Genomic DNA, 23,968 nt, shown 5'->3' with positions numbered 1-23,968 from the left:
GGTATGCCGGATCGCGCGTTGAGCTTCGGGGCGGCAGCGCGGGCGTACGAGCGGTTCCGGCCCGGCTACCCCGAGGAGCTGGCCGACCTGGTGCTAACGTACGCGGGCCGGCCGGTCCGGACCGCACTGGAGATCGGCGCCGGGACCGGCAAGGCGACCCGGCTGTTCGCCCGGCGCGGCATCGCGGTCACCGCCACCGACCCGGACCCCGCGATGCTCGCCGAACTGCGCCGGCACGTCCCGGCCGAGGTGCGGGTCCGGCAGGCCGCGTTCGAGCAGTTGCGCGCCGGCGAGCGCCACGACCTGGTGTACGCGGCGGCGGCGCTGCACTGGACCGACCCGGACCGGCGGTGGGAGCGGATCGCCGGGCTGCTCGCGGCCGGTGGCGTGTTCGCCTCGTTCGGCGGGCCGTTGCGGCTGGCCGACCCGGCGCTGCGCGACGCGGTGGCCGCGGCCCGGTCCGAGTTCCTCGCCGACGACGAGATCCCGTCGCCGGACGGGACGCCACCGGAGGCCGGAATGCAGTGGCCCGGCACCGAGCTGCGCGCGTCCGAGTGGTTCACCGACGTTCGCCAGTCGGAGATCGCGCGGCGGATCACGACGAGCGCCGACGACTACGTCGGTCTCCTGTCGACCGTCTCGGCCTATCTCGAACTGCCGCCACCCGTACGTGAGCAGGTGTTCCGCCGCGTCCGGGACGTGCTGCCCGGCACGGTCGAGGTCACCTCGGATGTCACGGTCCACCTGGCGCGGCGGACGTCGCAGCCCTGATCACCCGGGCCAGGCGGGCCGCCAGACCGGCCCGGGCAGCGGCGGCAGGTCCGCGAAGTGGCGGATCACCGGCCGCAGCCCCGGATGCGGACCGGTCCGGGGCAGCATGAGGTTGATCGGGTACGCGAGCACCGGATCCGTGATCGGGATGCGGCGCAGGTCGTGGCCGGCGGGCCAGAGGTAGCGGTCCCGGGTGCCGACGAGCGTCGCCACGTCCGCCGAGTCCGCGAGCTCGTCGAGGAGCACCTCGGTGCCGAAGTTCGGCCCGGTCGCGTCCACCCACAGGTCGAAGGCGTCGGCGAGCTGCTCGTAGAACTCGCCCCACTCGCTGCCCGGCACGATGCCCGGCACCCGCAGCCGGTGCCCGCGCAGCTCGGACGGCGTGAGCGTGGGCGCGGACGCGAGCGGGTGCCGGGGCCCGGCGAGCAGTTGCAGCGGCGAGTCGAAGGCGCGGACCATCCGTACCTCGGACGGCAGCGCGGCCGGGTCGGTGACGGTGCGGAACGCGGCGTCGACGTCGCCGGCCCGGACGGCGGCGGCGACCTGCCGGGGGTCGTCGACCCGCAGCGTCACCACGTCGAGGTCGACGCCCGGGTGGGCGCGCCAGTAGTCGTGCAGCAGGACTGCCTGCGCGCTGCGCAGGCCGAGCACGTCGATGCGCGGCGCCCGCGCGCCGGGCCGGACCGCGGCGACCGCGCGGTCCGCGCCGGCGACGACGCCCCGGGCGTGCGGGAGGAACGCCCGGCCGTCGTGTGTCAGCTCGACCCCTCGGGGTGTACGGGTGAACAGGCGCACTCCCAGCTCCCGCTCCAGCGCGGCGATCCGCTTCGACACGGCCTGCTGGGTGACGCCCAGATCGTCGGCGGCGTGCCGGAACTGCCCGAGTTCGGCCGCCCGCACGAACGACCGCACCGCCTCGCTGTCCACCGGCCCACAGTAGGGGGGTCCAGCCGATGGTTGTGGCGCGCCGGGCGGCGGTTGTTTGCTGCGGCACCCGCGTGGCCGGTCTGATGCGCGGGCATCGGTGACGGGGGCGGGCGTGCGGAGACGGGGATCGGATTTCGGGTGGCTGTGGTCGGCGTACGCGGTGAGCACGTACGGCACCTGGCTGGCGTTCGGCGCGTTCCCGCTGATCGCGGTGCGGGTGCTGGATTCGTCGGCGTTCGCGGTGTCGCTCCTGGAGGCGGCCGGGCTGGCGGTGGCGGCGTTGCTGGCGGTCCCGCTCGGGCCGTGGGTGGCCTACCGGCGGAAGCTGCCGGTGATGATCGCGACGGATCTGGTCCGGTTCGCGGCGCTGGCGAGCGTGCCGGCCGCGTACGCGCTCGGGGTGCTGTCCTACGGCCAGTTGCTCGTCGTCGCGGTGGTCTGCGGGACGGCCGGCCTCACGTTCACCGCTGCGTCCGGGGCGTACCTGAAGAGCCTGGTCCGTGATGATCGGCTGCTGGCGGCGAACGGACGGTTCGAGGCGACGAGCTGGGCCGCGACGGCGGCCGGGCCGCCGCTCGGCGGTGCGCTCGTGGGGCTGCTCGGCCCGGTCGTCACCATCACCGCCGACGCCGTGAGCCACCTGCTGTCGGCGCTCGCGGTCCGGCGGATCCGGGCCGGCGACACGGCCGCGCCCCGTGACCCGGCGGGCGCCTCACGCGTCGCCGGCCTGGGCGCCGGCTGGCGGCTCGTGCGCCGCGACCCGGTGCTGTGGCGGCTGTTCCTCAACTCGGTGCTGGTCGGCGGCCTGATCATGGCGACCGCGCCGCTGCTCGCCGTGCTCCTGCTGGGTGAATACCGGGTGGCGGCCTGGCAGTACGGGCTGGTCTTCGGTGTCTCCGCGCTCGGCGGCGTACTCGGCGCACGGCTGAGCCCGCGCCTGGTGCGGCGGTACGGGCGGCAGCGCGTCATGACGGCGTCCGGCTGGCTGCGGTCGATCGTCCCGCTCGGTCTCGCGTTCACCCATCCGGGGACCACCGGGCTGCTGACGGTGATCGCCGTCGAGTCGGTGCTCATCACGTGCATGGGCGTGTTCAACCCGATCTACGCGACCGAGCGCCTGCGCCGCACCCCGCAGGCGCACACCGCGCAGGTCCTGACCGCGTGGAGCGTCACCGGCCGGCTCACCCAGGCCGCGCTGATGGCCGGGTGGGGCGGCCTCGCCACTGTCGTCGGCCCGCTCGCCGCGATCACCGTGTCCGGGGTGCTGCTGCTCGCCACGCCGCTGCTGCTGCCGACGCGCCGGCACACGCGCGACCCGGAGCCCGCGCGCCCGGCCGCCGCCGTCTCCTGAGCCCGGCGGCCGGACGGTCAGGACGCCAGGTAGGCGGTCAGCCGGTCGGCGAGCGGGCCCGGACGGCTGAGCGCCACCGCGTGGCCGCCGTCGATCTCGTCCGGCACAACGCCGAGCCGGTCGGCGGCCACCCGGCGCTGGAAGTCGGCGGGGAAGAACCGGTCGTCGCGGCCGATCAGCACCGCCGTCGACACGGCCGGCCAGGTGGGCAGTGGCCACGGCTCGTCCCACTCCGCGCTGACCTGCTCCCGGCCGTGCGCGGGCGCCTCGGCGACGATCTCGGCCGGCACTCCGTTGTAGAACTGCTGCTCCTCGCTGAGCCCCTCCGGCTCGCGGTAGCCGGTGTTGCCCCACCAGTCCCCCGGCTTCTCGCCGGGCCGCGGGATCATCGGCGTGAGCAGGACCAGCAGGCGCACCGGCAGCCGGTCGGCGACCAGCGGTGCGGTGAACGCGCCGTATGAGTGGCCGACCACCACGAGGTCGTCGCGGTCGCCGGCGGCGTCGATCACCGCCTGGCCGAACTCGGCGAACCCCGCCGACCGGTCACCGATGGGCAGCTCCGGCACCACCGCGTCGTGACCCCGGGCGGCCAGCTCGGGAACCAGCAGGTGCCAGTCCCACGCGCTGCCCCCGCCACCGTGGATGAGCACGAACGTCGTCATGCCCGGACCCTCCCACACCGGTACGACATGCCGTGGCCGTCAGTGCGGATACGCCCGGGGCACCCGGGCGGCCCGCAGCTCGTCGCGGAACGCCTCGATGCGGGTGATGACCTGACGCCGCCCGATCGTGTTCTCGATCCGGTCGAGGTAGAGGCAGCGGGCGGCGAGCCGGGGCAGGTCGACGGAGAAGTAGATCGCCATGAGGGGGTTGACGAACAGGTCGCCGTGGCCGGTGCGCCGGCTGAACCGTACGTCTCCGAACGCGCCGCCGGTGGCGGCGGCGATCTGCCCCTGGACGATGCTCGGCCGGTGCGGGGTGGCGGCCTGGGCCTGCGCGACCGCCTCGCGGTAGAGCACGGCCTCACGACTGGAGCCGGGAATGGACAGCGCGCCGAGGTAGCCGCCCTCCCGGTCGAGCGCGGCCAGGTTCTCCAGCACCTCGACGTGGTTGACGCCGTCGTGCGCGTCGATGCCGAAACCGAGGCTGCTCACCAACCGGACCGGCACGTCCAGACCGGCCACGGCGGCCAGGCTGGTGATGTCCTCCACCGGGGTGCCCAGGCCGCTCTCGTCGCCGCGCAACAGGATGTCGGTGCCGCCGTCGACGAGCACGATCGCGTCGAGGTCGAGCCGGTCGACCAGGTGCCGGTACGCATCGCGCAGCGGCTGCACGCCCAGCGGTGGGAAGGCGTACACGGTCGACGGCAGGTCCCGGCCCGCCAGCCAGCGGGCCAGGATCCCCTCCGGGAAGTACCAGTCCGGGCTGAGGGTGTCCGGCCGGATCGCCGCGACGTGCTCGTCCACCCACACCTGCCGGTCGAGCAGTTCCAGCTCCGAGAAGGAGAGGCTGGCCAGGTGCACCCGCTTGCCGGCCTGCCACAGCGCCAGCGCCAGCGGCAGGCCGGCGTAGACGTCGAAGCCGCCACCGGCGCCGGCGATCAGGATGTCGTTCGCCGGAGCCAGGGCAGCGAACAGCGGCGGAACGGCCAACGTGTACGCGGCGGTGTCTGTCACCGGATGATGATCTCCGCTCGCGTGGCGGACCGCTGCCCCGAGGCCGTGCCCGGCCGAGGCGCGGCCCGGGGCCGGGGCCCGCTCGCTCAGACCGGGCGGCCGAACGTGACCGCCTCCCGGACGAGCCGTGGCGCCTTCTCCGCCAGTTGCGCGTCCGGCCGCGCGCCGAGCGCGTCGTTAACTGTGGAGAACGCCAGCCGGAACGCGATCAGCGTGGTCGCCTCGAAGATCTCCCGGTCGCTCAGGCCGGCCTCGCGCAGGCGTCGCGTGTCGGCCTCGGTGGTGGCGTTCGGGTCCGTCACGACCCGGCGGGACCAGTCCGCGAGCGCCGTCTCCCGCTCCGACAGGTCCGCCTCGTCGCCGCGCAGCACCGCGACGGCTGTCTCCTCGTCGCTCATCCCGGCCAGTCGGGCACCCCAGGCCAGCGAGCAGTACGAGTCGCCCCGCGCGGCGGCCGTGGCGGCGACCAGCACCGCCACCTCACGGGAGGACAGCGTGGACTCGGACAGCAGCTCGGTGCGCGTGTTCTGGAAGGACATCAGCACGTCGGGGCGCCAGCACCAGACGCGGGTGAGGTTGTTGACGTAGCCGTCGGAGGCGAGGTCGTCCTCGTAGGCGGCTTTCGCCGCCGGGCTCTGCGGCGGTTCGGGGAGGAAGGCGGCATTCATGCGGGCAGTCTGCGCTACCCGGGCGCCCCCCACAGGCTGATCAACGACAGTACGATCCGCTGATGATCCGAGCGGTCTTCTTCGACGTGGGCGGGACGATCCTCGACGAGACCCGCGAGTTCGCGACCTGGGCGGACTGGCTCGGCGTACCCCGGCACACGTTCTCCGCGGTCTTCGGCGCGGTGATCGCCCGCGGGCTGGACTACCAGGAGGTGTTCCGGGCGTTCCGGCCGGACTTCGACCTCACCGCCGAACTCGCGCGCCGGGTCGTGGCCGGCGACCCGGAGTCGTTCGGCGAGGAGGATCTGTACCCGGACGCGCGGGCCTGCCTGGCCGCCCTGCGGAAGCAGGGATTGCGCGTCGGCCTGGCCGGCAACCAGCCGGCGCACGCCGAGGCGACGCTGCGGGCGCTGGACCTGGCGGTGGACGTGATCGGCACGTCGGCGGCCTGGGGCGTGGCGAAGCCGGCGCCGGAGTTCTTCGACCGGGTCGTCCGCGAGGGCGGCGGCGACGCGTCGACGATCCTGTACGTGGGTGACCGGCCGGACAACGACGCCGCCCCGGCGATGGCCGCCGGCATGACGGCGTGCCTGATCCGGCGCGGACCGTGGGGCCACATCCTCGACATGCCGGACGTGGCCGACCGGTGCCTGTTCCGCATCGACTCGCTGGACGAGCTGCCGGCGCTGGTCGCCCGGCACAACGCGGCGGGCGGCTAGTCCGGCACGTCCCCGAAGACCGAGAGCCGGGTGCGGTGGTGGCGCGGCGCCTCGATCTCGTCGACCACCGCGACCGCCAGATCGGCGTACGACAGGTGCGCGAGTGCCGGGGCGTGCTCGCCGCCGAGGCGGTAGCGGCCGGTGCGGGGGCCGTCCACGTCCAGCGCGGCGGGCGGGGTGAGCACCAGCCAGTCGACTGTGGTGTCCGCCGCACGGAGCCGGTCCAGGCCGGCGGCATGGCTGAGCGCGAACGGCCGCAGCTCGGCGGGCAGCACGGCCGGGTCGTCGTAGAGGGGCCGGCCGTGCGCGTCGGTGAGCGTGGCGAACAGGCCGACCGCCACGAGCCGCGGCACGCCGGCGCGGGCCAGGCCGTGCAGCAGCGCGTCGGCCGCCCGGACGAAGAACTCCGGATCGGGACCGGCGGCGGCCAGCGCTTCCGGCCCGGACGCCGGGCTGACCGCGTGGACGACGGCGTCGTGCCCGTACCCGATGGAGGTGACGGCCTCCGGGTCGGTGACGTCGCCGCGTACCGCGGAGGTGAGGCCGGGATGGCGGGCGGGGTCGCGGACGACGGCTGTGACGCGGTGGCCACGGCGGTGGGCCTCGGCGGTGATCGCGCGGCCGGCCCGGCCGCCCGCGCCGAAGACGACGATGCTGGTCATGGCGCGACGCTAGAGCGCGGGGTGCCGGTTACCGCAACGGTACCGGGGTTACGCTCGGGCGGTGACGCCGCTCGATCCGGACATGTTCCACCCCGCGTGTCCGTCGCGGATGGTGCCGTTGCAGATCGGCGACAAGTGGACCGCGATGGTGGTGCTGTGCCTGGAGCACGGGCCGCGCCGGTTCACCGAGCTGCGGGTGCCGCTGCGCACGATCACGCCGAAGGTGCTGGCCGAGACGTTGCGGGCGATGGAACGCGACGGGCTGGTCACACGCACGGCCTACGACGAGAACCCGCCGCGCGTGGAGTACGCGCTGACGCCGCTGGGCCGCAGCCTGCTGACTCTCGTCGCGGCGGCCCGGTCGTGGAGCGAGCGGCACCTGGACGAGTTGCTGGCCGCCCGCCGGTCGCACGATTCGCGGACGTCGTGACGACACCGACCGGCGCCGGGCGTTGTGCCGGCCGCCCGGTCCCCCTAGCCTCCCGTTGACGGCATCGACGGCGATCGGGGGACGCCATCAGCGGCGACGACACCGGGCGCGGCGGCCTGCGCAGGTTCGTGGCGAACGTGATGACGAACGTCCTCGCGAACCTCATCGCGGCGGCGATCATCTACGTGCTCGCCGCGGCCGCCGGGCTGCTCCCCCGCGATCCCGCGCTGATCCTCTCGGCGCTGATCCTCATCAGCCTCGCCGCTGCCATGGTGCTGCTCTTCCTCATCACCACGAACGCCTTCGCCGGGAAGGAGGACATCCTCGGCGGGTGGATGGCGATCGCCCTCGGTACGCCGATCCTCACCTCGACCGTGGTGTACGCGTTCCGGGAACGCGATCCGGCGGCGGGGATCGTGGGCGGGCTGATCGGCGCGGGGCTCGCCGGCGCAGGCGTGGCGATGCTGGTGGCCGGGCGGCGGATACGGCGGGCGGCCGACCCGTCGTCCGACGGGGATCAGCGGGCGGCTGATCCGGGCGTCCGGCGGTAGCGTCGTACCCAGGGCATAGCCTGCCGGTCATGGGAACCGCTGAGCTGGACGAGCTGATCGTGGCCGACGCGGACGCCTGCGCGCGTGGCTGTCCGCCCACCACGACACGTCGCCCGGTGTCTGGCTCGCCCTGACCCGCAAGGGCGGCACCGTCACCACGCTGACCTGGCAGCAGGCGGTCGACGAGGCGTTGTGCTTCGGCTGGATCGACGGGCAGGCCCGCAAGCGCGACCACGAGAGCTCTTGGATCCGGTTCACCCCGCGCCGGGCCCGCAGTTCCTGGTCGCAGCGCAACGTCGGGCACGTGGCCCGGCTGGAGGAGCAGGGACGGATGACACCGGCGGGCCGGGCCGCGGTGGAGGCCGCGAAGGCGGACGGCCGGTGGGCGGCGGCGTACGCACCACCGTCGGAGGCCGAGGTGCCGGCCGACCTGCTCGCCGCCATCGCGGCCGAACCCGCCGCCCAGGCCATGTTCGACGTCCTGACCAGCGCCAACCGGTTCGCGCTCATCCACCGGCTGAACGCGGTCAAACGCGCGGAGACCCGGACGCGCAAGATCGGCGAGTTCGTCGCCATGCTGGCCCGCCACGAGACGTTCCACCCGCAGAAGGCGAAGCCCTCGACCACGCCGTGACGTCGCGGGTCCTCTCGCCACGTCTCACGAGTTGTCGAGGACGAACGCGCGCATGAGCGCGGCGCACTCGGCCGCGTGGGTCTCCAGCAGCAGGTGGCCGCCGTCGTAGAGGTGCGCGTCCATCCGGTCCAGCGCGCGGTGGTACGCGAGCACCTCGGCCACGTCGAAGTACGCGTCGTGCCGGCCCCACAGCACGAGCGCCGGCGGCTGGTGGGCGCTGTGGTACGCGGCGATCTCGCCGAACCGGGCGACATGGTTCGCGTAGTCGGTGAACAGCGCGAACTGCGCCTCGACGTTGCCGGGCCGGGTCATCCGTTCCCAGTCCAGGTGCCACGCCTCGGGCGCCTGCAACGGGCGTACGTGCCCGGGCAGCCCGGCGAGGTACTGGTCCCGGGTGCCGGCGAAGGTCAGCCAGTCGGGCAGCGCGGCGCGGGTGGCCTCGCCCGGATCGGCCCAGTACGCCCGCGCGGTGTCCCACTGCGCGCCGAGCCCGTCGGCGTGCGCGTTGCCGCTCTGCACGATCAGGCCGCGGATCCGTTCCGGGGCGCGGGTGGCGAGGTGGTAGCCGACCGGCGCGCCGAAGTCGTGCAGGTAGACGAAGAAGCGGTCCACGCCGAGCCGGCCGAGGAGCCGCTCGACCGTCCACGACAGGTTCTCGAACGTGTAGTCGTACTCGGCGACGGTGGGCGACGCGGACATGCCGAAGCCCGGCAGGTCGGGCGCGAGCACGTACGCGACCTCGGCGAGCGCGGGCATGACCTCGCGGAACGTGTGCGACGAGCTGGGAAAGCCGTGCAGTAGCAGCACCGCCGGGTCGCCGGGGCGTCCGGCCTCGCGGAAGAACACCTGCAGGCCGTCGACGTCGGCGTGCCGGTGGCGGATCTTCTGACTGGCGCGCATCACCTCATCCTGGCGGCCCGGCCGCGCCCGTACGGCCGATTCGGGGCAGCCGCGACGACAGGCGCCCGGCGACCGGCGGGGTGGACCGGGCGTACGCTCGAACGAGCCGACGGCAGGAGGTCGCCCGCGATGATCCCGGTGCTGATCCTGTTCGGGCTTCTCCTCGGGCGCTGGTGGCGGCCGTCGCGAACACCGGTGCCGGCGTGCTGCTCCACCAGGGAGCCCGCCTGGCGATCCGGAGCCGTCGGGCGTCCTGAGCCGGGCCCGTGCGCTACACGGTGCCGCCGGTGTTCCGGATCATCCGCCGGAGCACCTTGAGGGTGGTGACGTAGTCCGCGTCGTCGACGCCGTCGTGGATGCGGGCCCGGATTCCCGGCGCGTGCGGCTTGAGCCGGAGCCGGGCGTCCTCCCCCGCCTCGGTGATCCGCAGCCGGCCGTCCGCGTCGCGGGTCAGCCGGCCGCGTTCGCGCAGCACCTCCGCCTCGGCGTCCAGGTCGTCCTCGGCCCGCAGGTACGAGCGCATCGGTGCCGCAGCTCGGGGACGGTCAGTCCGCCGCCGCCGGGCAAAAGGTCGTTCGGGGACAGGTTGCGCAGGAGCCAGAACTGGGGCTGGGTGAAGCCGTGGTCGGGTGCGCACGACGCTAGGACCTCAACCAGGCTTCAGATCAAGGCCGCGCGGGACATCGCGTTCCGGCCGGCCCCGGCATGATGAGCCGATGCGGGTAGCGATGGCGACCGACGCGGGGCATCCCGGCCGTACCAATGAGGATTTCGCGGGCGCCGTACCGTGCGGCATGGTCCTGGTCGACGGCGCCGGCGGCATCGCCGGCGCGGGCGAGGTCTGCCACCACGGCATCGCCTGGTACGCGACCCGGCTCGGCGGCGCTCTGCTCGGCGCGCTGGCGCAGGAGCGGAGCCTTCGCGACGTGCTGGCCGAGGGCATCGAGCGGGTCACCGACGCGCACCGCGACACGTGCGACGTCGGCCATCCGATCAGCCCGTTCGCGGCGGTGGCGATGCTGCGGTTCTCCGGCGACAGCGTCGAGCACCTGGTCCTCGGCGACGCGGTGGCCGTCGTCGGCCGGGCGGGCGGCGAGCCGCTCGTCGCCCACGATCCGCGCGAGGTGGTGATCGCCCGGTCGTTCGAGGAGCGGCTGACGGACGTGCCGGAGGGCGGCGACGAGTACCGGCGGCTGCTGATGGAACTGCGATCCCGCCGCAACAGCCCCGGCGGCTTCTGGGTCGCCAAGGACGACCCGGCGGTGGTGGCCGAGGCGGTCACCGGCGCGTGCCCGGCCGGCGGGGTGGGCACGGCGGCGCTGCTCAGCAACGGCGCGAGCCGGCTCGTGGACACGTTCGGGCTCTTCGACTGGGCGGGGCTGCTGCGCCTGCTGGAGACCGACGGGCCCGCCGAGGTCATCCGCCGGGTCCGCGAGGCCGAGGCACGCGGGGGCGTCGCCACCGATGACGCCACGATCGTCTGCCGGCACTGACCGGCGCGGCCACCCGCGTGCGCGGGCGCGCCGTCCTCGTGTTGACTGCGGCGATGGACCGTCAACGCCTGAGCAGCATCGCGCACTCGCACCACCCGATCGCGGCCCCGATCTCCGGCCTCAGCCTCAACCGGCTGCTACGCCGGGCGGGCCGGCGGCCGGAGGCCCGGATCCTCGATCTCGGCTGCGGTGAGGCCGCCTGGGCGTTGCAGGCTCTCGCGCACTACCCGGACGGGCACGCCGACGGCGTGGACCTCAGCCCGTACGCGCTCGAACGCGCAGCGGACGCCGCCGCCGAACGCGGCCTCGCCGACCGGCTCACGCTGCACGAGCGCGACGCCCGCGCGTACGTGCCGGACGGCGACTACGACCTGGTGCTGTGCGTCGGGTCGACGCACGCACTCGGCGGCTTCGGCGAGACGCTGCGGCTGGCCGGCCGGCACGTGAAGGCCGACGGCATCCTGATGGTCGGCGAGGGGTTCTGGCAGGTGCCGCCGACGCCGGGGGCGCTGGCGGCGCTGGGCGCGAAACCGGACGACCACGCCGACCTCGCCGGTCTGGTCGACGCCGCCGAGCAGGCGGGCTGGGCCCCGGTGTACGCGCACGTCAGCGACACCGCCGAGTGGGACGACTACGAGTGGTCGTGGACCGGCTCGCTCACCGAGTGGGCGCTGGACAACCCCGGCCACCCGGACGCCGCCGGGGCGCTGACGGCCGCCCGCGAGCACCGTGACCAGTGGCTGCGGGGGTACCGGAACATGCTGGGCTTCGTGACGTTCGTGCTGCGCCGGATCTGAGACCGCACCCCCGCCGGCCACCGGTACCGTGGAGCCGCACGTCGTCGCGGGGCAACGTTCCCGCCGTCCAGAATCACGAGTCCGGTGGGTGGTCCTCGGTGCCGATGCAGATCCGTTTCGCCGTACCGGCCGATCCCGCCTATCCGGCCCGCGTGGCCGCCGCGCTGGCCGCCGCCCGGCTGCGCCGGTTCGGCTACATCGGCGCGGCCCTCGCCGCGATCGGGGTGATCGGCTGGATCGCCTCGCAGGCGTCGGCGCGGTTCGCCTCGCTGTGGACCGCGTTGATCGTGGCCGGCGTGCTGTCGATGCTGTACGCGCCGTGGGTGCGGTGGCGGGCCCGGCGCCGCTCCGGCGGGTACGCCGTCGAGGGCGGCTACGACATCGACGAGACCAACATCATGATGCGCAGCGGTTCGGAGTCCGGCGGCATCGCCTGGGACGGCGTCACGCGGGTCACCGAGACGCCGGACTTCTGGATCGTGTACGTGGGACGCATGCCGGCCACGGTGATCCCCCGGTGGCTGATGTCCGCCGAGGACGCCGGGACGTTGCGCGCCTTCATGGCCGAGCGGCACCTTCTCGGCGACCGTTGACTATGTATTGATCGGCTGTATATGTTGCCTCGGTGAGTGAGATGCGCGAGGCGACCTTCCTGATCCTGACCGCGCTGGCCGACGAGCCGCGCCACGGCTACGGGATCATCCAGGAGGTCGCCGGACTGTCCGGCGGTCGCGTCAACCTGCTGCCGGGCACCCTCTACGCCGCCCTGGACCGGCTGGTGGCGCAGAGACTCGTGGAACTCAGTCACGAAGAGGTCGTCGACGGCCGGCTGCGCCGCTACTACCGGCTGCGCGCCGACGGCCGGGCCGAGCTGGCCCGCCAGACCGAGCGGCTGCGACAGCTCGCCTCCGCCGCCGAGAGCCGGCTGCGGACCCTGCGCCCCCGCACCGCCTGACCCCCACCGTCGCGGCTCCCGAGGGAGAAACCCATGCATCGCTGGCTGCTGCTGGCCTACCCCCGCGACTACCGCCGGGCGCGCGGGGCCGAGATCCTGGAGACGGTACGGGACGTCGGCCCGGCCCACCGGCGTACCCGGGTGGCGGCGAATCTCGTACGTCATGGTCTGCGTGCCCGGCTGGGACGGCCGGCGAGCCGCACCGTCGTGGCCTGGGCGGCGGTCTTCGCGGTGGTCTGCGGTCTGTTCGCCGCGTCGTTCGGCACCTGGCTCGCGTGGCTCGGCTCCCGCCCGCTCGACCACCGGGACCTGGCCGCCGTGGTCGGGCAGCTCTACCCGGACCGGCAGGCCAGCCACATCGACCAGGACGACCCGCCCGCCGTGTTCCTCATCTACGGCCACCCGCTGAACGAGGGCCTCCTGTCCGAGCTGCTCCTCGGTGACGGCGGCGAGTACGCGCTGGCCGAGCTGACCGCGTCGTTCGACCAGACCCCGGCCGGCGGCCTCACCGACCTGCGGCAGCGCCTGGACGCCGCCGGGTGGGAGCACCACGAGCCGCTCTACGCCAACGCTTACGACTGCGTCCCCGGCAGTCCGCAGTGCGACGCGGCGTCCATCCCCTCCGACATCACCGTGTACGCCGAACGCGGCGACCACATCCTCGCCGTGGAGCTCACCGCCGACGGCTCGACGAACGTCACCCTCAGCCGCGCCACCCCCGGCGCCGCGTATCCCGCCGGTCTGCTCGGCTTCGCGCTGGGCACGCTGGGCGGCTGGGTGCTGTTCGGCTGGGCCAGCCGCCGCACCGAGGGACGACGCCCGCTGGTGCAGGGCCCGGCGAAGGTCCTCTACGGCGTCGCGATGGTGTTCTGGGCCGCGCCGGTCCTGCTCGGCGCTCCGATGATGCTCACGCACCACCTGAGCGAGCCGCATCCGCGCTGGCACGTGCCGTGGGAGTGGCTCGGCCAGCCCACCCTGTCGCTGCCGTTCCTGGTCGGTGCGGTCCTGCTGCTGCTCGCGCTGGGCCTGGCGGCGCTGCCGCACCGGCGCCCGGCAGGCCGTACGCTCGCCGGGGCGCCGGGACCGGCGGTCTAGCGGCGCCGGGTCAGCTCGCCGGGCATCGCGTGCCGGGGGCGGGCACCGTCAGATCGACGAGGTACCTGTCCACCACGGCAGTCGTGCAGTCGTTGCGCTGGTAGGTGCCGTGGCCCCAGCCCTCGTAGGTGACCAGACGCCCGTGCCGGCCGAGCTGCCGGGCGACGTTCGCCGCCCAGGCGTAGCCGGTACGGGGATCGTGCCGGGAGTTGAGCAGCAACAGCGGCGTACGGGTGTGCACGTTCAGCTCGTGCGGCGGATTACGGACCGGGGACGGCCAGCCCAGGCAGGTCTGCACGGCCAGCAGACCGGCGCCGTACCGGACGTCCGGGGCGGCAGCCGCGGCGTCTCGGACCAGTCCGGCGTACTCGGCGTAGTCGCGTACCTCGGCGGGCCAGTCCGCGCAGAACGCCGCGACCGAGATCGAGAGATTCACAGCCGGTGGCGGCGTACCGGCGTCCAGGTCCCGCACGACCGCGGCGAGTTGCGGCCAGCGCGGGCCGGCGAGCGTGCCGAGTGCCACGGCGGTGACGTCGAAGGCGGTACGGGGGGCATATTCCCCACGGTCCGCGCGGGCCAGCGTCCGCGCCCACACCGATCGCACGTCCCGTCCGTGGAGCACACAGTCCGCCGAGCTGTCGCACCAGGACACGAACTCGTCGAACGAGTCCTGCAACGTGGCGGCCTGGGTCCGCACGAAGGACCGCACGTCGAGGCTGTGGTCGAACACGCCCTCCAGCACCACCGCCCGCACGCGGCGGGGGTACCGCTCGGCGTACTGCTGGCCCAGCAGCGTGCCGTACGAACTGCCGTGGAAGGACAGCCGCCGCTCCCCCAGCGCACGCCGCAACGCCTCGAGGTCACGGACGGTGCTGAGCGTGTCGGCGCGGTCGAACACCGGGCTGGTCGGGCGACACCTGCTCCACAAGCCCTGGTTGTAGGCCACCGCGGCGTCGAAGTCCGCCTGACCGGCAAGTGGGACGGGCGGCCTGCGCAACGCCGGATCCGCGGTACAGACGGGCGCGGCGGTACGGGCCACGGTGCGCGGGTCGAAGCTGACCAGGTCGAACCGGTCCAGCAACTCGCCGCTGAACCGGTCGCCCCGGCGGATGCGTTCCACCCCCGAGTCGCCGGGGCCGCCCGGCCCGAACACCAGCGTGCCCACCCGCTGCTCCGGCAGGCGCGCGGACCGGCGTGCCACGGCGAGCTCGAACGTCGGGCCGTTCGGCCGGGCCCAGTCCACCGGCAGCCGGAGCCGGGCGCACCGCACGCGCGGATCCGGCGGGACGTCCGGCAGGTCGTCGGCGCACTCGCCCCAGGCGAGGCGCTGCGACGGAAGGCCGGCGCGCGCCGCGCCGGGCAGTCCCGCCAGGACGGTGAACGCGGCCAGAGCGACGGCCATGGTACGTCGGAACACGGCACCTCCCGGTGTCTGGATGCTCGTCGATTCTTCAGCGGTGTCCCACCCGAGTCCTATACGGAAACGCCCCGATATGTCCGTCGGGTCTTTCCCCCATTCCGTCCCTGACGCCGAGGTACGGCAGGCGAGCCGTACCGGTGGCGGTCTAGCATCGGGCGATGACCTCGCCCCTGGATCGCCTGCCGAAGATCGGCGCACCGGCCACGCGGGCGCTGACCGCCGCCGGCTACACCACGCTGCGCCAGCTCGCCGGGGTGCCGCGCGCGGAGCTGGCGCGGCTGCACGGCATGGGGCCGAAGGCGCTGGGCGTCATCGAGGCCGCCCTCGCCGAGCACGACCTGCGGCTGAGCTGACGTCCGCAGCACCGGTCGGGAACGGGGTGATCGCGATGCCGGTCGGCAGGCTCCACCACCTGATCGTCGACTGCCCGGATCCGATGGTCGAGGCCCGGTTCTGGAGCGCGGTCCTCGGCGACCCGATCACGTACGCGGACGACGACTTCACCGTCGTGTCGGCGAGCACGGCGGCGTCCGGGCTGGCGTTCCAGCGCGCCCCCGGGCTGGTGCCGCCGACGTGGCCGGATCCGGCGGTGCCGCAGCAGATGCACCTCGACGTGATGGTCGACGACCAGGACGCGGCGGGTGAGGCGGTGCTCGCGCTGGGCGCGCGGCGGTTGCCGGGCGACCACGTGTACGCCGACCCGGCCGGTCACCCGTTCTGCCTGATCAGGCGCCCCACCTGGGCGCCGCCGGTGAACGGGTCCGCGTGACCGGCGCGCGGCGGTCCATCATCACCTCGGCTTACACCGTGCCCGGTGGAGTGGTGCTCCACGAGATGAACGGGAACATGCTGGACGACGCCGGGTTCGCCTACCTGCCGCCGGGTCCCAGCTGGACCGCGAGCTGGTAGGCGAACAACCGGCGTCCCTGCCCTACCTCAGGTGCCGGGCGAAGAACCGGTTCGCGGGCTCCCCCTCGAACCACGGCACGCCGGTGTGGCCGCCCATGTTGGCGTGCAGCGTCTTCTCCGCCGAGCCGAAGGCGTCGAACAGGTCCAGTGCCATCTGCCGGTCGTTGCCCTCGTCGTCCCACTGGAGCAGGACGTGCAGCGGGATGGTGACCCGCCGGGCCTCCTCGACGATGGCGCGCGGCACGAAGCTCCCGGCGAACAGGAGCGCCGCCACGATGCGGGGTTCGACGAGCGCCAGCCGTACGCCGATCGAGATCACGCCGCCGGCGTAGCCGACCGGGCCGCCGATCCCGGGCAGCGCGAGCAGGGCGTCGAGGGTGGCCCGCCACTCCGGGACCGCCTTCTCCACGAGCGGCAGGACGAGCCGGTCGACGACCTCGCCGGCGACCGGCTCCCCCGCCGCGAGTGCCCGGCGCAGGTCGGCGCGGGCCTGCTCGGCGGCGGCGGACGCGGGCCGGTCGCCGCTGCCGGGCAGTTCGACGGTGGCGGCCGCGAAGCCCTGCGCGACGCAGCCCTCCGCCCGAGCAAGCAGGCGGGGATACATCCGGCGCAGTCCGCCGGGGTGGCCGAGCAGGATCAGCGGGACCGGCGCGGACGCGGACGCGGGCGTCCACAGGAGGCCGGGGATCCCGCCGAGGGTGAACTCGCGTTCGCGGACGTCGTCGGCGAGGCGTTGTTCGGAGGTGAAGCGCATGGTCGTGCCTTTCGGGAGTGCGACGGCGCTCCCGGACGACCTATCGCCCCGGCCGTGACCCCCGAGGGGAGCACCCATGTCGATACTGCGGTCACGGGTACCACCTCCCTCGTTCTCCGGCACGGCCACCGGCAAGCTAGCAGCGCTCGCCGGGGCCCGCCAACCGGTTATCGCGGCCAGCCCCGGCCCGTCACCGCAGCGACCTGGTCGACCGGACGTCGCCTACCATCCGGCTCAGCTGGTCGCTGTCGGCGACGGGGCGAACGGCCACGGCTGCGGGCCGAACAGCTCCGTGCACTTGGTGAGGAGCCCGCGCTGCGCCTCGGCCATGCGCGCGTCGACCGGGCCGGTGTCCGCGTTCGGGTCGTTGCGGATGAACATGTCCCCGGATTCCTTCGCCGCCACCGCCAGTCGCTCGCCGGCGTCCCGGACGCCCGGGTCGGCCGCCTTGCGGGCACGCATGGCGATCGGCGAGTTCGAAGTGAAGCGGACGTCCTGCTGCTCGACCACCCGGGCCACCATGTTGCACGCCCCGGCCGCGACCTTGTCCGCGGGCGCGGTCGAGCCGGCCTGAGGAGCGGCCGACGACGCCGCAGCGGACGACGACGGGGCCGCGGACGACGACGGGGCCGCGGACGACGGCGGCGCGGGCTCCGCGGGCGCACAGGCGGAGACGAACAGCAGGGAGAGTGCGGCGAGTCCACGTTTCACCGCACGAGGCTAGCGATCATGGTGGGCGTGGCTGCCGTCCGGGTGCCACGCCCGCCCTCATCGCGTCGACGTCGGACCTGTCACCGGCCCGCCGCGCGGAGCATCGCCTCCGTCTCGGGGTCGGGCATGATCTCCCGGACCTCCTGGGCGCAGCGGCACGCGGCGGCGATCTTGGCGGCCCACTTCAGCGCCTCGTCACGTGAGGCCGCGTCCAGGACCACGAACCCGCCGATGACCTCCTTGGTCTCCGGGAACGGCCCGTCGGTGACCACCCCGTCCGTACCCACGATGCTCGCCTGCTGGCGTTCGAGCCCGGTCCCGTACACGAACACACCCGCGTTCACGGCCTCCTGGATGACGGCGTGCGCCTCCCTGCCCACCTCGGGGATCTCCTCGGCGGGGATGTGGTCCATCGCGCCGTCGTTGAACGAGATCAGGTACCGCGGCATGCCATGACTCCCTTGTCCGGGCGGCCCGGTCCGGCCGCCTCTCACCCGTACTACGAACGAGCCGCCCCGGATCCGACGTCGTGCGCCCTGCGTTTCAGTGCGGAAGCGGACTCGGTGTATCGGCGTCCTCCCGGATGGGCACGGCGGTGCCGGTCACCGCGATCCCGGCGCCGGTTCCGGCGGGGATGCCGACGGTGAGCAGGCTCGGACGGCCCATGTCCTCGCCCTGCCGCACGGTGACGGTCGCGGGCGGCCGCACCAGGCCCAGTTCGCGCAGGTAGCCGCCGAACGCGGCGGCGGCCGCCCCGGTCGCGGCGTCCTCGACCACGCCGCCGGGCGGGAACGGGTTGCGCGCGTGGAACACCAGCGGAGACTCGCGGTGCACGAGGTCGATGGTCGTCCAGTCACGTTCGGCCATCAGCGCGCTCAGCGCCGCCATGTCGTAGTCCAGGTCCGCCAGGCGCTGCCGGGTCGCGGCGGCCACGATCGGATGCCAGGCCCCGGCGTACGCGACACGCGGCGGCAGCGTCGCGTCGAGATCGTCCGGCGACCAGCGCAACGCGGCGAGCAGCGCCGCCAGGTCGTCCGCGGCAAGGGGTACGGTGCGCGGCGCGACGCTTGTCAGCGTGGCGGTGGTGGCGCCGTCGGCGTGCACGCTCGTGGCGACCTCGACCAGCCCGGCGCGGGTGTCCAGGTGCAGCACACCCGGGCCGTGCCGCTCGGCGTACGCGACCGCGGACGCGATCGTCGCGTGCCCGCAGAACGGCACCTCCGCCTTCGGGCTGAAGTAGCGGACGGTGAACCGCCCGCCCTCGCCGGCGGGCACGAGAAACGCCGTCTCGGAGTAGCCGACCTCGGCCGCCACCTGCTGCATCTCCGTGTCGTCCGCCCCGGTGGCGTCCAGGACGACGCCGGCCGGGTTGCCACCGGCGGGGTCGGCGGTGAACGCCGCGTATCGGAGAATGTCCATGATCACGAGCCTAGCGAGGACGCTCCGGCTCGTCTGCCCCGTGACCGGCTCCCCGCGCAGCAGGGACACCGGGGCGCTCGATGCGGAACTAGTCTCCGGTCATGAGCGCCTTCGAGATCACGCCGATCGGCACGGTCCACAACGACCGGACGGACATCCAGCACAGCGACAACTGGGGCGCCGTCCGCAGCACGATCGTCGTCGACGAGCGCTTCGGCGAGGCGTGCCTGCAGGGCCTGGAGGCGTTCTCGCACGTGGAGGTCGTGTTCGTCTTCGACCGGTTCCCGGACGACGGCGACCACCGCGAGCCCCGTCCCTACCGGGGCCGGGCTGACCTGCCGCCGATGGGCGTGTTCGCCGGCCGTGGCCCCCGGCGGCCGAACCGCATCGGCGTGACGTGCTGCGCGATCGAGGCGGTGAACGGCCGCGAGCTGACGGTGGTGGGCCTCGACGCGGTGTCCGGCACACCGGTCATCGACCTGAAGCCGGTGCTGGTGGAGTTCGTCCCCGCCGACGTCCGGCAGCCGGAGTGGGTCAGCCGCATGATGTCCGACTACTTCCAGCCGTAGCGTCGGCGCGGCGCGCGCACCTCCGTACGGTAGCGTCTCAACCCACGAGCCTCTCCGTGAAGTCCATCAACCGCTCGGCGTCATGGGGGTCGAGGGTCGGGAAACCGGGCGCAAGTCGCTTCCCCCGGTCGACGGCGATCACCGGCGCGGTTGGCGGAGCGTCCAGGAACTGGTGAATCGGCGCCACCGCGTCCGCGACGGACCGGGCGGCCACCGCCGCCGCCACCGCCAGCAGCCCTCGGACCACGAACGGGAGCGCGCTACGGTCGCCGCTTCTGGTGAACCCGGGATGGTAGAGCACGTATCGGGCGCGGCTACCGGAACGCTGGGCGAAGCCTACGCCGAGCAGGTCGTTGGCCCTACCGGCCTGCAACTGCGCGGCGATGGCTGAGTAGCCCGCCGTCATCTGTGGATCGGCCCAGCGCACCCCGCCTTTCGTGACACCGACACCGGCGACGTTCACGATCACCGGCGCGGTCGCCCGCTCCAGGGCCGGGCGCAGACCGAAACTGAGCAGGTAGCGACTGACGTAGTAGAGCGCGAACGTGCGCTCCAGTCCCTCCACCGTCACGACGCGACGCGGCGAAACAGCATTGGCAAACAGCGCCAACGCGTCCACGACCTGGTGCTCGCCGAGGATGTGCTCGATGACCTGCCGCGTCTCGGCCATGCTGGACAGATCGACGGGACGGAAGGCGATCAGGCCGCCGGCCATCGCCTCGCCACGTTCACGGTTGCGGCCGAGCACCAGGACGCGGTCGCCACGTTCGGCCCGCCCCAGGGCGAAATCGCGTCCCATCCCGTTCGTACCGCCACTGACCACCACGACGCCCACGTCGCCCCCTATCGTTTTGCTCATCGGCCTGCCTCATCCTGGGCAGCAGGTCGGCGGAGGCGAAAGAAGGCACTTTCATGTCCACAGGTAACACCGATGTGAGTGCCTCGCTGCACGATCATCGGCTGCCGATGCCGGTTCCGGTCGGCGAGTACGATCGCTGTCCGGTCACCGACCTGCTGCGGCGGGTGGGCGACAAGTGGGCGCTGCTGCTGATCACCCTGCTCGGCCGGCGTCCGCACCGGTTCAACGAGTTGCACCGGGCCGTGGAGGGCATCAGCCCGCGCATGCTCACCCGGACTTTGCGCGCGTTGGAGAACGACGGCCTGGTCGAACGTGAGGTGTTTCCGACGTTGCCGCCGAGCGTCGAGTACCGTCTGACGCCACTCGGTGTCAGCCTTCTGGATCCGCTTTCCGCGCTGGCTGACTGGGCGGTCGCTCACCATGCCGAGATCGTCGCGGTACGTCAGCGACCCGCCTGAGACGCCCTGCGCTCATCCGGCCGCACGGGGTGCGGAGCTGACGTCCGCCAACCGTCCCCTGCGGCTCCGAGCCTCTCAGCCGGGGCTCACCTCATGGCGGTGCAAAGCCGTTCAATCGGGGTCACCGGCGAGGAAGCCGGGGGCGCGCATCCGCCACGCGTCGGTGACCAGTTCGGTCAGGCGCTCGACGCCGACGTGCGCCAGCCGCAGCATGACCAAGGGCTTCCCGGGCGTACGCTCCGGATAGGACCAGACGAATCCCTTGCCGGCGACCCGGAAGTCGAAGCCGTCGCTGTCGATCTCGCCTTCCACACCGGCCCAGCCTAGCCACCGCGCCGCCCCGCAGTGGGCAGACCCGGACTGCGACGCCTTGCCGCCAGGTGCGATGTTCGGGGAGGACATCGAACGTCTCGGCTTGGGGTGGAGTGACATGAGTACCGACATTTGGGGTGGGGTGGAGATCCGGCCGCACGGCCCGGGTTCGCCGTGGGAGCTGACCGACATCAGCCTGACGGACATACCCACCAATTACGAGGCATTCGGCCTGCTGTTCGGCGTGCGCAACTACGCCGGGTTCGAGCCGGTCGCACCCGGCCGCGGCCTGCCCGACGACGTCACATCGGATCTGCGCGCTCGCCATTTCACCGAATGCCATCACGACCCCTCATGGGTGTCGTGGGCGGAGGTGGCACGCATCGACTGGAACGCGCGATCGCCCCGGGTGGACGACCGGATCCACGAGTACGAGCTGACGGCCGAGGGGCCGCGCTACCGGAGCAAGGCGAGCCGGCACAGGCAAGCCTGGCGCGACGTGGCCGGCGAGCACGCGGATCACCGGGGCAGCAGTTACCCGGAGGGAACCGAATGGCGTTCGGGGGACGTGATGTGGCGGGTGGAGCGCCTGGCCCACGGCGATGCGCTGCGTGGCGACCCGGCGCTGCGCGCGGTACTGGACGGCATGCGCGAGCTGGCCGAACGGTACGGCGAGCACAACGTACGACTCGTCGTCTGGTTCGACAGCTGACGCCTCACCCGTACAGGTGGACGCGGGTGGTCGACGTCGCGGTCCGGCTGCCCGAAGGATGTCACCGCGCCGTGTCCGACGTGCACAAGCCATTCCTCGTAGTACCGGCTCGGACTGCACCCGCAGCCGGTGAACCGGAAGTCGGCCCGGTAGCGGCCGACCTGCCCCGGGGCGAGCGTGAACAGCCGCGCCGACGTCAACGGGCGTTATGCAGGTGTTTGCCTGCCTAATGTCAACGCAAAGCGTCGGCGGCGTACGCGTCGAGAGCCGGGGCCACGACGGCGAACGCCCGATCGGTCAGCGCGGCCAGGTGCTGCTCGTCGTCTCCCGCCCGCCACTGCCGCAGCACCGTGTCGAGCGCCAGCAGGGCCATCCCGGCGGCCATCCCCGGATAGGGGTCGGTGTCCGGGTCGAGACCGCAGCGCGCGGCCAGTTCGGCGGCCAGGCCGGCGCGCCACTGGATCTGGCGTTCCAGCCAGCGGGCCTGCAGGGCCGGGGTGTCCAGGATCAACCGGACCACGACCCGGGCCCGCTCGGCGTGGTCGGGGTGGCCGGCGCAGGAGGCGATCGGCACCCGGACGGCGTGGCGCAACGCGACCGACGGCGGCTCGGTGCGTGGCCGCGCGGCGAGTTCGGCGACGACGTCGGCTCCCATGTCGGCCAGGAACCGGACGACCACGTCCTCCTTGGACGCGTAGTAGCGGAAGAAGGTGCGCCGCGACATGCCGGCCGCCGCCACGATGTCGTCGACTGTCACCGCGTCGAAGCCACGGGCCGCGAGCAGCATCAGGGCGGCGTCGCGCAGTTCGTCGGCGACCAGCCGGCGTTTGCGCTCGGCCAGGCCGCCGTCCACACGAGATCCCATTCGTCGATGCTACGTGATGCCCCGGATGACATCCGACGCAATGATTGACACTCAGTGCCACCGAGTGCACAGTGAGACTCATGAACGCTGATGGCTGGACAGCGGAACGGATCCCCGATCTGAACGGCCGTGCCTTCGTCGTCACCGGCGCGACGAGCGGACTCGGCCTGGCCACCACCCGGGCGCTCGCCGCCCGCGGCGCCCGCGTGGTGCTGGCCGTCCGCGACGAGGACAAGGGCCGCCGGGCGGCGGCCGGCATCGCCGCCACCAGGCCCGGCGCGGATCTGGAAGTACGGCGGGTCGACCTGGCCGACCTCGATTCGGTACGCGAGTTCGCCGGCCGGATGCACGCCGACCACCGCCGGGTGGACGTACTGATCAACAACGCCGGCGTGATGGCTCCGCCGCACACGCTCAGCGCGCAGGGGCACGAACTGCAGTTCGCCACCAACCACCTCGGGCACTTCGCGCTCACCGGGCTCCTGCTCGACCTGCTGCTGGCCGGTCGCGACCCGAGGGTGGTCACCGTCACCTCGGTCAACCACCGGCGGGCGAAGCCGCCCTTCGCCGACCCGGCCCGGCAGCGGCGCTACTCCCCGATGGGCTTCTACAACACGTCCAAGCTCGCCAGCGCCATCTTCGGCGTCGAGCTGCATCGCCGGCTCAGCGCCGCAGCGAGTCCGCTACGCAGCATCCTCGCCCACCCCGGTTACACCGCCACGAACCTGCAGACCAGTGCCACCACCGGAGTCTGGCGGATACTGCTGGGCCGGATCGGCAACCCGCTGCTCGCGCAGCCCGCAGACCACGGCGCCTGGCCCCAACTGTTCGCCGCCACCGACCCCACGGCACCGTCGGGCCGGCTCGTCGCCCCGGGCGGGGCGGGCGAACTGCGCGGCCACCCCGCGCCGGGAAAGCTGTCCCCCGCCGCGACCGACCCGGAGCACGGCCGCCGCCTGTGGGAGCTGTCCGAACAGGCCACCGGCGTACGGTTCGGATCGCTGCGGTCGCCTGCCTGATCGGACATTGCATCGAGAGGCCACGCTGAGGCCACGGGGGGAAGCAACGACTGGAGTGGACCATGACGATGCTCTGGCTCTGGATCGTCCTGAGCGGCACGACTTTGTCACTCGTCACGTCAGCCGTGGTCGTGGCGCGGCGCCGCCGGACGGCCCGCGCGTCGTCGGCGTCCGACCCGGTCATGCGGGACGCGCGGCGGGCCGTGGCCAGGTTGCAGAAGCAGCGCCGGCGATCCGGGCGGGGCACGATCCGGGGCGAAGGCGCTGGTGGAAGCCCGGTGACGAGGTACGACGCCGCGTACGGCTCGGACACCTCAGCCGGAGCGTAGCCG

33 protein-coding genes and 1 pseudogene are annotated in these 23,968 nt (G+C 73.3%); 19 read left to right on the top strand and 15 right to left on the bottom strand.

What is annotated here, in order from left to right; genetic code table 11:
• Nucleotides 1–3 precede the first annotated feature (3 nt).
• Entirely contained in the window at nt 4–771 is a 768-nt protein-coding gene (locus CLT75_RS05570) for a class I SAM-dependent methyltransferase (protein ID WP_135239798.1), read from the top strand.
• On the opposite strand, the gene CLT75_RS05565 is transcribed toward CLT75_RS05570, so the two are convergent.
• Entirely contained in the window at nt 772–1,698 is a 927-nt protein-coding gene (locus CLT75_RS05565; protein WP_486485067.1) for a LysR family transcriptional regulator, read from the bottom strand.
• Nucleotides 1,699–1,810: 112 nt separating this feature from the next.
• Here CLT75_RS05565 and CLT75_RS05560 point away from each other — a divergent pair, with 112 nt between their 5' ends.
• Nucleotides 1,811–3,049, top strand: coding sequence for an MFS transporter (locus tag CLT75_RS05560; RefSeq protein ID WP_135239797.1), 1,239 nt, complete (start codon nt 1,811–1,813; stop codon nt 3,047–3,049).
• Between the two features lie 17 nt (nt 3,050–3,066).
• Here the strand turns inward: CLT75_RS05560 and CLT75_RS05555 are convergent, their stop codons facing one another.
• The 3 genes from CLT75_RS05555 to CLT75_RS05545 all read right to left on the bottom strand — a co-directional run bounded on the left by CLT75_RS05555 (nt 3,067) and on the right by CLT75_RS05545 (nt 5,393).
• Complete coding sequence (locus CLT75_RS05555; RefSeq protein WP_135239796.1) at nt 3,067–3,711, bottom strand: alpha/beta hydrolase; 645 nt, start codon at nt 3,709–3,711, stop codon at nt 3,067–3,069.
• A gap of 39 nt (nt 3,712–3,750) precedes the next feature.
• On the bottom strand, nt 3,751–4,725 hold the full coding sequence (locus CLT75_RS05550) for a DUF1152 domain-containing protein (protein ID WP_135239795.1): 975 nt from the start codon (nt 4,723–4,725) through the stop codon (nt 3,751–3,753).
• 86 nt (nt 4,726–4,811) lie between these two features.
• Nucleotides 4,812–5,393 carry a carboxymuconolactone decarboxylase family protein gene (locus tag CLT75_RS05545; protein ID WP_135239794.1) on the bottom strand — a complete coding sequence of 194 codons (582 nt, stop codon included), beginning with the start codon at nt 5,391–5,393 and terminating at the stop codon, nt 4,812–4,814.
• Nucleotides 5,394–5,455: 62 nt separating this feature from the next.
• Between CLT75_RS05545 and CLT75_RS05540 the strand changes: the two genes are divergently transcribed.
• Nucleotides 5,456–6,112, top strand: a complete 657-nt coding sequence (locus CLT75_RS05540) for an HAD family hydrolase (RefSeq protein ID WP_135239793.1) — start codon at nt 5,456–5,458, stop codon at nt 6,110–6,112.
• On the opposite strand, the gene CLT75_RS05535 is transcribed toward CLT75_RS05540, so the two are convergent.
• Nucleotides 6,109–6,774 carry an NAD(P)H-binding protein gene (locus tag CLT75_RS05535; RefSeq protein WP_135239792.1) on the bottom strand — a complete coding sequence of 222 codons (666 nt, stop codon included), beginning with the start codon at nt 6,772–6,774 and terminating at the stop codon, nt 6,109–6,111. The genes CLT75_RS05540 and CLT75_RS05535 overlap by 4 nt on opposite strands.
• A 61-nt stretch (nt 6,775–6,835) precedes the next feature.
• On the opposite strand from CLT75_RS05535, the gene CLT75_RS05530 reads away from it, so the two are divergent.
• From CLT75_RS05530 to CLT75_RS05520, 3 genes and pseudogenes are all read left to right on the top strand, one after another.
• On the top strand, nt 6,836–7,204 hold the full coding sequence (locus CLT75_RS05530) for a winged helix-turn-helix transcriptional regulator (RefSeq protein ID WP_262015459.1): 369 nt from the start codon (nt 6,836–6,838) through the stop codon (nt 7,202–7,204).
• 140 nt (nt 7,205–7,344) lie between these two features.
• Entirely contained in the window at nt 7,345–7,755 is a 411-nt protein-coding gene (locus CLT75_RS05525) for a diguanylate cyclase (protein WP_135239791.1), read from the top strand.
• Between the two features lie 29 nt (nt 7,756–7,784).
• Nucleotides 7,785–8,389: pseudogene (locus CLT75_RS05520) on the top strand (YdeI/OmpD-associated family protein).
• A 24-nt stretch (nt 8,390–8,413) separates the two neighbouring features.
• On the opposite strand, the gene CLT75_RS05515 reads toward CLT75_RS05520, so the two are convergent.
• Both CLT75_RS05515 and CLT75_RS05510 read right to left on the bottom strand, forming a co-directional pair.
• Nucleotides 8,414–9,289, bottom strand: a complete 876-nt coding sequence (locus tag CLT75_RS05515) for an alpha/beta hydrolase (protein WP_135239790.1) — start codon at nt 9,287–9,289, stop codon at nt 8,414–8,416.
• A 271-nt stretch (nt 9,290–9,560) separates the two neighbouring features.
• Complete coding sequence (locus CLT75_RS05510) at nt 9,561–9,812, bottom strand: hypothetical protein (RefSeq protein WP_209310274.1); 252 nt, start codon at nt 9,810–9,812, stop codon at nt 9,561–9,563.
• Nucleotides 9,813–10,005: 193 nt separating this feature from the next.
• Between CLT75_RS05510 and CLT75_RS05505 the strand changes: the two genes are divergently transcribed.
• The 5 genes from CLT75_RS05505 (at nt 10,006) to CLT75_RS05485 (ending at nt 13,629) form a co-directional block, all read left to right on the top strand.
• Nucleotides 10,006–10,782, top strand: coding sequence for a hypothetical protein (locus tag CLT75_RS05505; protein ID WP_486485066.1), 777 nt, complete (start codon nt 10,006–10,008; stop codon nt 10,780–10,782).
• Between the two features lie 53 nt (nt 10,783–10,835).
• The gene (locus CLT75_RS05500) at nt 10,836–11,579 is read left to right on the top strand and encodes a class I SAM-dependent methyltransferase (RefSeq protein ID WP_135239789.1); all 744 of its coding nucleotides are present in this window, start codon (nt 10,836–10,838) and stop codon (nt 11,577–11,579) included.
• 104 nt (nt 11,580–11,683) lie between these two features.
• Nucleotides 11,684–12,172, top strand: coding sequence for a YcxB family protein (locus tag CLT75_RS05495; RefSeq protein ID WP_135243916.1), 489 nt, complete (start codon nt 11,684–11,686; stop codon nt 12,170–12,172).
• Between the two features lie 41 nt (nt 12,173–12,213).
• Nucleotides 12,214–12,534 carry a helix-turn-helix transcriptional regulator gene (locus tag CLT75_RS05490; protein ID WP_135243915.1) on the top strand — a complete coding sequence of 107 codons (321 nt, stop codon included), beginning with the start codon at nt 12,214–12,216 and terminating at the stop codon, nt 12,532–12,534.
• Nucleotides 12,535–12,567: 33 nt separating this feature from the next.
• The gene (locus tag CLT75_RS05485; RefSeq protein ID WP_135239788.1) at nt 12,568–13,629 is read left to right on the top strand and encodes a hypothetical protein; all 1,062 of its coding nucleotides are present in this window, start codon (nt 12,568–12,570) and stop codon (nt 13,627–13,629) included.
• Between the two features lie 10 nt (nt 13,630–13,639).
• Here CLT75_RS05485 and CLT75_RS05480 read toward each other — a convergent pair whose 3' ends face one another.
• On the bottom strand, nt 13,640–15,031 hold the full coding sequence (locus tag CLT75_RS05480; RefSeq protein ID WP_486485333.1) for an alpha/beta hydrolase: 1,392 nt from the start codon (nt 15,029–15,031) through the stop codon (nt 13,640–13,642).
• 176 nt (nt 15,032–15,207) lie between these two features.
• Here CLT75_RS05480 and CLT75_RS05475 point away from each other — a divergent pair, with 176 nt between their 5' ends.
• The 3 genes from CLT75_RS05475 to CLT75_RS32550 are packed head-to-tail and all read left to right on the top strand — an operon-like array spanning nt 15,208 to nt 15,958.
• Nucleotides 15,208–15,402: a helix-hairpin-helix domain-containing protein gene (locus CLT75_RS05475; protein ID WP_135239786.1), complete on the top strand. Its 195-nt coding sequence runs from the start codon at nt 15,208–15,210 to the stop codon at nt 15,400–15,402.
• A gap of 35 nt (nt 15,403–15,437) precedes the next feature.
• A complete protein-coding gene (locus tag CLT75_RS05470; protein ID WP_209310273.1) occupies nt 15,438–15,818 on the top strand; it encodes a VOC family protein in 381 nt (126 codons plus the stop codon).
• On the top strand, nt 15,815–15,958 hold the full coding sequence (locus CLT75_RS32550; protein ID WP_167796885.1) for a hypothetical protein: 144 nt from the start codon (nt 15,815–15,817) through the stop codon (nt 15,956–15,958). Before CLT75_RS05470 ends, CLT75_RS32550 begins: the two co-directional genes overlap by 4 nt.
• A gap of 22 nt (nt 15,959–15,980) precedes the next feature.
• Here the strand turns inward: CLT75_RS32550 and CLT75_RS05465 are convergent, their stop codons facing one another.
• From CLT75_RS05465 to CLT75_RS05450, 4 genes are all read right to left on the bottom strand, one after another.
• Complete coding sequence (locus CLT75_RS05465) at nt 15,981–16,712, bottom strand: alpha/beta hydrolase (RefSeq protein WP_135239784.1); 732 nt, start codon at nt 16,710–16,712, stop codon at nt 15,981–15,983.
• A gap of 234 nt (nt 16,713–16,946) precedes the next feature.
• Nucleotides 16,947–17,423: a hypothetical protein gene (locus tag CLT75_RS32545; protein ID WP_167796884.1), complete on the bottom strand. Its 477-nt coding sequence runs from the start codon at nt 17,421–17,423 to the stop codon at nt 16,947–16,949.
• 80 nt (nt 17,424–17,503) lie between these two features.
• The gene (locus tag CLT75_RS05455) at nt 17,504–17,872 is read right to left on the bottom strand and encodes a YciI family protein (RefSeq protein WP_135239783.1); all 369 of its coding nucleotides are present in this window, start codon (nt 17,870–17,872) and stop codon (nt 17,504–17,506) included.
• 94 nt (nt 17,873–17,966) lie between these two features.
• Entirely contained in the window at nt 17,967–18,842 is an 876-nt protein-coding gene (locus tag CLT75_RS05450) for a PhzF family phenazine biosynthesis isomerase (RefSeq protein ID WP_135239782.1), read from the bottom strand.
• A 101-nt stretch (nt 18,843–18,943) separates the two neighbouring features.
• On the opposite strand from CLT75_RS05450, the gene CLT75_RS05445 reads away from it, so the two are divergent.
• Nucleotides 18,944–19,411 carry an SAM-dependent methyltransferase gene (locus tag CLT75_RS05445; RefSeq protein ID WP_135239781.1) on the top strand — a complete coding sequence of 156 codons (468 nt, stop codon included), beginning with the start codon at nt 18,944–18,946 and terminating at the stop codon, nt 19,409–19,411.
• Nucleotides 19,412–19,448: 37 nt separating this feature from the next.
• Here CLT75_RS05445 and CLT75_RS05440 read toward each other — a convergent pair whose 3' ends face one another.
• Nucleotides 19,449–20,246 (bottom strand): SDR family NAD(P)-dependent oxidoreductase, encoded by a 798-nt coding sequence (locus CLT75_RS05440; RefSeq protein WP_486485065.1) that lies wholly within the window; start codon nt 20,244–20,246, stop codon nt 19,449–19,451.
• A 77-nt stretch (nt 20,247–20,323) separates the two neighbouring features.
• On the opposite strand from CLT75_RS05440, the gene CLT75_RS05435 reads away from it, so the two are divergent.
• Complete coding sequence (locus CLT75_RS05435; RefSeq protein ID WP_135239779.1) at nt 20,324–20,728, top strand: winged helix-turn-helix transcriptional regulator; 405 nt, start codon at nt 20,324–20,326, stop codon at nt 20,726–20,728.
• A gap of 111 nt (nt 20,729–20,839) precedes the next feature.
• Here the strand turns inward: CLT75_RS05435 and CLT75_RS05430 are convergent, their stop codons facing one another.
• Nucleotides 20,840–21,040 carry an MmcQ/YjbR family DNA-binding protein gene (locus CLT75_RS05430; protein WP_135239778.1) on the bottom strand — a complete coding sequence of 67 codons (201 nt, stop codon included), beginning with the start codon at nt 21,038–21,040 and terminating at the stop codon, nt 20,840–20,842.
• A 73-nt stretch (nt 21,041–21,113) separates the two neighbouring features.
• On the opposite strand from CLT75_RS05430, the gene CLT75_RS05425 reads away from it, so the two are divergent.
• Entirely contained in the window at nt 21,114–21,752 is a 639-nt protein-coding gene (locus tag CLT75_RS05425; protein ID WP_135239777.1) for a hypothetical protein, read from the top strand.
• A gap of 232 nt (nt 21,753–21,984) precedes the next feature.
• Here the strand turns inward: CLT75_RS05425 and CLT75_RS05420 are convergent, their stop codons facing one another.
• On the bottom strand, nt 21,985–22,617 hold the full coding sequence (locus CLT75_RS05420) for an acyl-CoA-like ligand-binding transcription factor (protein WP_135239776.1): 633 nt from the start codon (nt 22,615–22,617) through the stop codon (nt 21,985–21,987).
• 80 nt (nt 22,618–22,697) lie between these two features.
• Here CLT75_RS05420 and CLT75_RS05415 point away from each other — a divergent pair, with 80 nt between their 5' ends.
• Both CLT75_RS05415 and CLT75_RS05410 read left to right on the top strand, forming a co-directional pair.
• Complete coding sequence (locus CLT75_RS05415; RefSeq protein WP_135239775.1) at nt 22,698–23,636, top strand: oxidoreductase; 939 nt, start codon at nt 22,698–22,700, stop codon at nt 23,634–23,636.
• A 62-nt stretch (nt 23,637–23,698) separates the two neighbouring features.
• The gene (locus tag CLT75_RS05410; RefSeq protein WP_135239774.1) at nt 23,699–23,965 is read left to right on the top strand and encodes a hypothetical protein; all 267 of its coding nucleotides are present in this window, start codon (nt 23,699–23,701) and stop codon (nt 23,963–23,965) included.
• Nucleotides 23,966–23,968: the final 3 nt, after the last annotated feature.

It is taken from the genome of Micromonospora sp. CNZ285, assembly GCF_004637285.1.
The sequence above is the reverse complement of the archived record's forward strand: the minus strand, read 5'-3'. Positions and strand labels throughout refer to the sequence as shown.